A 7,963-nucleotide genomic window follows, 5' to 3' on the forward strand; every position below is an offset into this window, starting at 1 on the left:
GTGAGGTGGATTTCACACTCTATGTCGCTTCTCTACCCAATTTTAATTCCTACTTTATGTCTTTAAAACGCCTCGTTACCACAAATTTTCGCAATATCCAGTCAGCAGACTTACGATTTAGCCCAAACTTTAATTTTATTATCGGCGAAAACGGCAGCGGTAAAACCAGTTTGCTTGAAGCAATTTTTTATCTCGGGCACGGACGTTCATTCAAAAGCCATATTAGCAATCGAATTATTCATTACGAACAAGATCAATTCACACTGTTTGGTGAAATTGATGAACAAAAATATGAATGGTCAGTTGGGTTACAGAAAACACGCCAAGGCAATACCACACTCAAAATAAATGGCGAAGATGGAAAAAAAATTTCAGATCTTGCCTTATTATTGCCAATGCAAATGATCACCCCAGAGGGATTAACACTTCTTAATGGCGGCCCCACCTACCGCCGAGCATTTTTGGACTGGGGGCTATTTCACCAATACACCGAATTCCACACTCACTGGGTAAACTTAAAACGACTATTAAAGCAACGAAATGCTGCCTTAGCACAAGCCAATCACTATGATGACTTACGCCATTGGGATATGGAATTAGTCAAAATTGTTAATATTATTACCCAAATGCGTCAAGATTATGCACAGGCACTCTACCCTGAGATTGAAAGAACTTGCCATTTTTTTCTACCTGAAATAACCCTTCAAGTCAGCTTTCACCAAGGCTGGGAAAAAGGGCGTGATTATGCCGAGATATTGGCAGAAGGCTTTGAGCGAGACAAAATGATGGGCTATACGATGGTGGGACCACAAAAAGCGGATCTGCGATTTAGAGCCAATAGCTTACCGGTTGAAGATGTGCTTTCTCGTGGACAGCTAAAGTTACTGATGTGTGCATTGCGTTTAGCTCAAGGTGAATATTTTTCACGCCAAAAAGAGCGTCAATGTCTGTATTTAATTGACGATTTTGCTTCAGAACTTGACCCAAATAAAAGAGCATTATTGGCACAACGTCTGCGTGAAAATGGCTCACAAGTCTTTGTGAGTGCCATTACCGAAGATCAACTCAATCAAGTCCAATGGAAAAGTAACGAATACGATCAACGGTTTTATATCCAGCAAGGAATAATTGTAAGAAAGTAGGACTTTTTTCTGCGTATTCTACAAAAGGTAAATGTATGAAAAATCAATAAGAGTGCGTAGCAAAATAAGAAAAAAGAGGACATAAAATCCTCCTTTTGTATGACAAGTCACTATCGGATTACGCCACAAGCTACACGACTACCTCCGCCACCAAGAGGCATTGGGTGATCAGAATGATTATCTCCACCTGCATGAATCATTAATGAGCGTCCTTTTATTTCTTCCAATTTCTTCAAACGTGGAGCAAGAACAGGGTTCGTCGCTGATCCATCTTGTAATACCGCTAGAGCAGGTAAATCACCTAAATGTGCTTGATCAGACCAAGGGTGTCCGTGTTGTTTTACCCCTTTAGGATCCCAATGCCCACCAGCGGCTAACCCTGCAACTAATTTACCTTCTTTTTCTTTTGATTCACAGCTTGGATTTTCATGAATATGAAAACCGTGAAAACCCGCTTCTAAATGACGTAAATTAGGTGTAAATACCAATCCATAGGGTGATTCGGTAATTTCTACATAGCCAATATTTTTATTGCCTTTTTCTGTATCAAGTTGATTAACCTCTACAGTAAGCTTTTTAACCGCACTGGTATCACTAGATGACTGATGATCTCCGTGTGCCGATGCAATTGTTGATAGACCTAATAACGCCATTGATGCTATCAATTTTGTCAAGTTTAGTTTCATAATGTCTCCGATTGTCTAGTAGTAAAATTGATAATCCATACTGTCGAATAATCCTACACTGGAGTTTAAAGAATATCATCTAAATTCATAAATAGGTTAAAAATAATTGCTTTTTTGTATAAAAAATTATAGTAAAATTCGTATTATACTTAACAAAAATCAAACACAACATCGAGGAGCGTTATCAATGCAAAATGTAGGTTTTATCGGCTGGCGTGGTATGGTCGGTTCGGTTTTAATGGATCGAATGGAACAAGAAAATGACTTCGCCAATATCAATCCCATCTTCTTCACCACTTCCCAAGCAGGGCAAAAAGCACCAACCTTTGGCGGAAAAAAAACTGACGTGTTACAAAATGCCTTTGATATTGAGGCTCTCAAGAATTTGGACATCATTGTTACTTGCCAAGGTGGCGACTATACCAATGAAGTTTATCCTAAACTGAAAGCGGCTGGCTGGAATGGTTATTGGATCGATGCCGCTTCTGCTTTGCGTATGAACAAAGATGCGATTATCGTATTAGACCCAGTGAATCAGCACGTCATTTCAGAAGGTCTTAAAAATGGCGTAAAAACGTTTGTCGGTGGAAACTGCACTGTAAGCCTAATGTTAATGGCAATTGGCGGTTTATTTGAAAAAGATTTGGTCGAATGGGTTTCTGTTGCCACTTACCAAGCAGCTTCTGGAGCAGGTGCTAAAAATATGCGTGAGCTTCTCGTGCAAATGGGTAAATTAGAAAAGAGTGTTCAAGCTGAACTCGCTGATCCTGCTGCCTCCATTTTAGATATTGAACGCAAAGTAACCCAAGAAATGCGAGCAGATCACTTTCCAATCGATAATTTTGGTGCAGCATTAGGCGGTAGCCTAATTCCTTGGATCGATAAACTATTACCAGAAACAGGACAAACCAAAGAAGAATGGAAAGGTTATGCGGAAACCAATAAAATCTTAGGGCTAAGCGACAATCCAATTCCTGTTGATGGATTGTGTGTGCGTATTGGTGCATTACGCTGCCATAGCCAAGCCTTTACCATTAAGTTGAAAAAAGATCTACCATTGACCGAAATTGAACAAATTATTGCCGCTCACAATGAATGGGTCAAAGTCATTCCAAATGATAAAGAATCCACATTGCGTGAATTAACTCCTGCAAAAGTAACAGGTACATTAAGCGTTCCTGTCGGTCGTTTACGCAAATTAGCAATGGGCGGTGAATACCTATCAGCGTTCACCGTGGGCGACCAGCTATTATGGGGAGCCGCAGAGCCAGTTCGCCGTATTTTGGTACAATTAACCCAGCAATAAATAGCAAAACCTCAAGCCATAGCTTGAGGTTTTTTAGTCTAGCTAACTCATTTTAATTAGCTTCGCATAAAAGAAACCATCTCCACCCTTTTCAGTTGGCAAAAATTGTTTCTCCATGACTTTTTCGCCAGCAAATGTCATCTCAAACGGTTTTGCATCAGGCATATCTGCTATAAACTGTTGAATTTGCAAGCTATTTTCTTCTGGTAAAACTGAACAAGTAGCATACAGTAGAACGCCATTTGGTTTGAGGCGTTGCCACAGAGCATCTAAAATCTTGCGTTGTAGCTTGACTAATTCTTGAATATCGCTTTCTTGACGTAACCATTTTATATCAGGGTGGCGACGAATAACGCCTGTTGCAGAGCAAGGTGCATCAAGCAAAATTCGGTCAAACATCACCGATTTATCTAACCAACATTCTGGTTGGCTGGCATCGCCACAAACCACCCTTGCCTGCTGCCCTAAACGTTTGAGGTTTTCTTCTACACGTTGCAAGCGGTGCTGCTCAATATCGAGTGCGGTAACTTGTGCTTGCGGTGCAATCTCAAGAATATGTGTCGTTTTCCCCCCAGGGGCTGCACAGGCGTCAAGAACCACTTCGCCATTTTGAGGAGCAAGTAACCAAGCTGCCCATTGTGCGTGAACATCTTGTACAGTGACCCAACCTTGTTCGAAATGAGGTAATTGATTGACTGGCAAAGGTTTAGTCATCAAGATAGCCCCTTGAGGAAGGTTGTCCACTAAGCGACAAGCGGTCATTTTTTCGGAATTTTTTGCATTATCCCCAAGTAAATTGGCATATTCCTCTGGCGTTGCAAACTGCGAATTCACTCGAACCCACATCGGTGGGTGCTGGTTATTCGCTTTAACAATCTCTCGCCAATTTGGATATACACTTTTCAAGCAATTGACCAGCCATTCTGGGTGCAACGTTTGCCAGTTTTTATCTACTTTTGCCAACAGCGATTCCTGCTCTCGTAAAAAACGGCGTAGTACTCCGTTAGTTAATGCTCGAAATTTATCTACATTAAGAGCTTTAGTCGCATTCACCACTTCATCAACGGCAGCAAAGGCAGGTATTCGCAAATAGAGCAATTGGTAAAGTCCAACCAATAACAGACAATGCACAATGCGAGTTTTGCCTTTTAGTGGTTTCTCAACCAATAACCGAATAATTGCTTCAAGACGAGGCAGCACTCGACACACCCCAAAGCAGATTTCCTGCATCAATGGCATATCCCTCGTTGCAATCGGATACGTTTTTTCTGCCAATAAGCTTGAGAGCGATTTCCCCTCGTCCAATACTTGTAGCAGTAGCTGTGCAGACAAGGCTCTTGCGGAGAGCTTTTTCATTGTAATACCTCGCCCAGCTCAAACCAATGACTACGCCCATTTAAGAAATCTTGCACCGACATTACTTTTTTGCCAGCAGGTTGCAATTGCGTCAAATTTAATACGCCCTTTGTGGTAGCAATTTGAATGCCATTTTTATTGATATTTAAAACTGTGCCCGCCGTTGCATCTTGATGAGGCAACACCTCTGCTTGATGAACTTTTACTCGCTCCTCATTTCCATTAACAACGAGTGTTAAAAATGCCATCGGAGCAGGATTAAAAGCACGAATATTCCGTTCTAGCTGACAGGCGGTCAAATGCCAATCCAATTTCGCTTCTTCTTTGCTCAATTTCTGTGCATAATTGGCGTGTTCGTCTTGTTGTTTTTCAGGCAGAAACTGACCGCTTGATAGCCCGTCTAACACCGTTAATAGTGCAGGGGGAGCAATAGTGGCTAACTTTTGGTAGAGTGTGGCGGAGGTTTCACTTTTAGCAATAGGCGTACTGACTTTATACAGCATATCACCTGTATCCAGTCCGCTGTCCATTTGCATAATCGTAATACCTGTTTCACTATCACCTGCCCAGATTGCACGCTGAATGGGAGCCGCCCCACGCCAGCGAGGCAGTAAAGAGCCGTGAACATTCAAACAACCAAAACGAGGAGCATCTAACACGGCTTGTGGCAAAATCAAACCATAGGCCACTACCACCATTACATCAGCATTTAACGCTTGCAGCTCTTTTTGTGCCTCAAGTTGGCGTAGGCTTTTTGGTTGATAAACGGGGATTTGATGGTGTTCGGCTAGCTGCTTAACAGGACTAGCTTGTAACTTTTTACCTCGTCCAGCAGGTTTATCTGGTTGAGTGTAAACGGCGATTACATCGTGCGGTGAATCCAACAATGCTTGCAAATGCACAGCGGCAAAATCAGGCGTGCCAGCAAAAATAATCCTTAATTTTTCCATTTTCTATTCTTTATCGTTTTTTAAGGCGAATCCAAGATCGATTAACGTAGCACTAAAATTGGCTTTTTACTGTTACGAGCTACTTTTACCGTATTGGAACTTAACCCTTTAGCATTTGGCTTACTGCTTGCCAGCATCACAATCAGATCCACCTCTTTCTCTTCAGCAATGCGATTCACTTCTTCATAAATCGTGCCGTGTGCCACAATATGCTGAACTTTCGCCCCTTCAGGGAAATGGCTTTTTGTGAATTCGTGCAACGTTTTATTCGCTTCTTCAATCACTGATTTATCGAAATTCTTCGGTAAAAAGGCAGAAATAAAGCTATCATCAATCGGCTCAATAATGGTGACCACACGGTAAATCGCATTGGGATTTCTTGCGGTGATTTGCAATGCGGTATCAACCACAAATTTCGCACTCTCAAGATGACTTAAATCAACTGCGATTAATAATTTGCTATACATATTTTATCCTTAATTCACACTTTTACTCATTTTAACCTGCGGCAATTTAATCAAATTGTATCCTCAATAGAAAGAACCGTACACAAAAAACGAAGTGGAATATAGTATTTTTATTTTTTAATTCTATTTTGTATACAAAATAAATTATAATGCCATTGTGCCATTGTGCCATTGTGCCATTGTGCCATTGTGCCATTGTGCCATTCAGTATTTTCAATGTTATTTGATATTAAGGAAACCCCTATGAATAAAATATTTAAGGTCGTTTTTCATTCGGCAAGCCAATCTTGGGTCGTTGTCTCTGAACTCGCCCGTTGTGCAGTAAAATCGACAACCTCCGTAGATAAACGTCAGTCAGTCAGTCAGTCAGTCAGTCAGTCAGTCAGTCAGTCAGTCAGTCAGTCAGTCAGTCAGTCAGTCAGTCAGTCAGTCAGTCAGTCAGTATTCTCTCCTCGCCTACTAAACTAATCAATCCTATTTCTTTAGCTATTTTTGCTTTTACTATATTCACTCCTAATATATCGGCAGCAAGTTGGGCAAATGGTTTAGGTAACATTGACGGTCGAGCTGAAAGAAGAGGAGATGTGGCTAAAGGAGAGGATTCCTATTCAGATCAAGAGTCTGTCGCACTTGGACAGTATGCAAGGGCTGGTCAAGATGGAAACTACGCCATCGCTATTGGTAAGTACTCTTACTCTATTGGACATAATTCTATCGCAGTTGGTTATACCTCAGAGGCACTAGCTCAAGATACTATCGCTTTCGGTCGCCGTGCAATCGCAGGAGACCGTAATGCAATTGTAATTGGTAAAACTTCCTTTGCTTATAGAAACTCTCTCTCTTTAGGACAAAATACATTCTCTTATATAGATGCTATAGCTCTCGGTAGTGAGGCCAAAGCAAACGGATATCGTTCAATGGTTTTCGGATACAATGCATCTGATTCTTGGAACAGTAGCCACTCCGTTGTAATCGGTCCATTTGCAACTCTTCAAGGTAACAGCACAAATGGCACACTCTTAGGTACTAATACTTTTGGTAGTGGCATTGGTGTACTTGCTCTTGGCGGATGGTCAAGTGCTTATTCAAACTATGCTATGGCTCTTGGTTACAAAGCACTAGCAAACGAACAAAATGCTATTGCAATTGGTCGTAATGCGAAGTCATTAAATCGCAACTCGATCGCTCTTGGTTATGATGCTTTAGCCTTAGAGCAGAATTCGATCGCAATTGGTCAAACTTCATTTGCTCTTAGAGATGCTATCTCTGTGGGTAAAAACGCTCAAGCTAATGGATATCTCTCACTCGCCTTAGGATATAAGGCTCAAAACAGCTTAAATAGTATTGGCTCTATCGCCATTGGACCGTTTGCAAATCTTCAAGATAATAGCCTAGGCGGCGTACTCTTAGGCTCTCGCACCTATGGTCGTGGCATTGGCGTACTCGCCCTTGGAGGAAGAGCAACTGCTCAATCAAATTATGCAACGGCGATTGGCTATAATGCATTTGCCAAAGAGCAAGATACTATTGCCATTGGACATGATGCTAAATCATCATACCGTAATGCTATCTCTGTGGGTAGAAATGCTCAATCTCACCTAAATGCTGTATCACTTGGTCTAAATGCTAAATCAAGCATAGATGGTATTGCCATTGGTAGACAAGCACAAGCTTATGTCAATAGCATTGCTGTAGGTCCAAATGCAAAAGCACTTAAACAATTCAGTGTAGCTCTAGGCGATAAAGCGGTGGCTCGTGGTGCTTACTCCGTCGCCATTGGTGCAGGCTCTCTCGCTGACAATACTGGAAAAGCAATCAATAACGCTAAAATTGACGACTACACCTTCAACAACTTCTTTGGTGCTATCAAAAACAGTGGACACATCGTCTCATTTGGTCGTTCTGACTTCACTCGCCAGCTTAAATTTGTGGCGCCAGGTGAAGTCTCTGAACAATCTACCGATGCAATTAACGGTAGCCAGCTATATTCTATCGCTAAAACCATTATTGAAAAAATCACCGCCTCCACAGTCTCTGCTGCTCCTGCTCTCACTGT

7 protein-coding genes and 1 pseudogene are annotated in these 7,963 nt (G+C 41.6%); 4 read left to right on the forward strand and 4 right to left on the reverse strand.

Annotated features, from left to right (window positions below):
* Positions 1-56 precede the first annotated feature (56 nt).
* Positions 57-1,142: a DNA replication/repair protein RecF gene (gene recF, locus EV693_RS09030; RefSeq protein ID WP_132502046.1), complete on the forward strand. Its 1,086-nt coding sequence runs from the start codon at positions 57-59 to the stop codon at positions 1,140-1,142.
* A gap of 110 nt (positions 1,143-1,252) precedes the next feature.
* On the opposite strand, the gene sodC is transcribed toward recF, so the two are convergent.
* A complete protein-coding gene (sodC, locus tag EV693_RS09035) occupies positions 1,253-1,828 on the reverse strand; it encodes a superoxide dismutase family protein (protein WP_132502039.1) in 576 nt (191 codons plus the stop codon).
* Between the two features lie 187 nt (positions 1,829-2,015).
* Between sodC and asd the strand changes: the two genes are divergently transcribed.
* Positions 2,016-3,134, forward strand: a complete 1,119-nt coding sequence (gene asd / locus EV693_RS09040; RefSeq protein ID WP_132502040.1) for an aspartate-semialdehyde dehydrogenase — start codon at positions 2,016-2,018, stop codon at positions 3,132-3,134.
* 42 nt (positions 3,135-3,176) lie between these two features.
* On the opposite strand, the gene rsmB is transcribed toward asd, so the two are convergent.
* Genes rsmB through EV693_RS09055 form a run of 3 tightly spaced genes read right to left on the reverse strand, consistent with a single transcriptional unit; the run spans position 3,177 to position 5,907 of the window.
* On the reverse strand, positions 3,177-4,490 hold the full coding sequence (gene rsmB / locus EV693_RS09045) for a 16S rRNA (cytosine(967)-C(5))-methyltransferase RsmB (protein ID WP_132502041.1): 1,314 nt from the start codon (positions 4,488-4,490) through the stop codon (positions 3,177-3,179).
* A complete protein-coding gene (gene fmt / locus EV693_RS09050; protein ID WP_132502042.1) occupies positions 4,487-5,440 on the reverse strand; it encodes a methionyl-tRNA formyltransferase in 954 nt (317 codons plus the stop codon). Before fmt ends, rsmB begins: the two co-directional genes overlap by 4 nt.
* A 41-nt stretch (positions 5,441-5,481) precedes the next feature.
* Positions 5,482-5,907: a universal stress protein gene (locus EV693_RS09055; protein ID WP_132502043.1), complete on the reverse strand. Its 426-nt coding sequence runs from the start codon at positions 5,905-5,907 to the stop codon at positions 5,482-5,484.
* Between the two features lie 243 nt (positions 5,908-6,150).
* On the opposite strand from EV693_RS09055, the gene EV693_RS09060 reads away from it, so the two are divergent.
* Both EV693_RS09060 and EV693_RS09065 read left to right on the forward strand, forming a co-directional pair.
* Positions 6,151-6,375, forward strand: coding sequence for an ESPR domain-containing protein (locus EV693_RS09060; RefSeq protein WP_165904890.1), 225 nt, complete (start codon positions 6,151-6,153; stop codon positions 6,373-6,375).
* A 116-nt stretch (positions 6,376-6,491) separates the two neighbouring features.
* A pseudogene (locus EV693_RS09065) lies at positions 6,492-7,963 on the forward strand (hypothetical protein); the annotation flags it as partial.

This window comes from Nicoletella semolina, assembly GCF_004345745.1.
Taxonomy (GTDB): domain Bacteria; phylum Pseudomonadota; class Gammaproteobacteria; order Enterobacterales; family Pasteurellaceae; genus Nicoletella; species Nicoletella semolina.

Excerpts from the sequence above, each read along its gene's own strand:
- recF (WP_132502046.1), top strand. The coding sequence starts at position 57 with ATGTCTTTAAAACGCCTCGTTACCACAAATTTTCGCAATATCCAGTCA.
- sodC (WP_132502039.1), bottom strand. The coding sequence starts at position 1,828 with ATGAAACTAAACTTGACAAAATTGATAGCATCAATGGCGTTATTAGGT.
- asd (WP_132502040.1), top strand. The coding sequence starts at position 2,016 with ATGCAAAATGTAGGTTTTATCGGCTGGCGTGGTATGGTCGGTTCGGTT.
- rsmB (WP_132502041.1), bottom strand. The coding sequence starts at position 4,490 with ATGAAAAAGCTCTCCGCAAGAGCCTTGTCTGCACAGCTACTGCTACAA.
- fmt (WP_132502042.1), bottom strand. The coding sequence starts at position 5,440 with ATGGAAAAATTAAGGATTATTTTTGCTGGCACGCCTGATTTTGCCGCT.
- EV693_RS09055 (WP_132502043.1), bottom strand. The coding sequence starts at position 5,907 with ATGTATAGCAAATTATTAATCGCAGTTGATTTAAGTCATCTTGAGAGT.
- EV693_RS09060 (WP_165904890.1), top strand. The coding sequence starts at position 6,151 with ATGAATAAAATATTTAAGGTCGTTTTTCATTCGGCAAGCCAATCTTGG.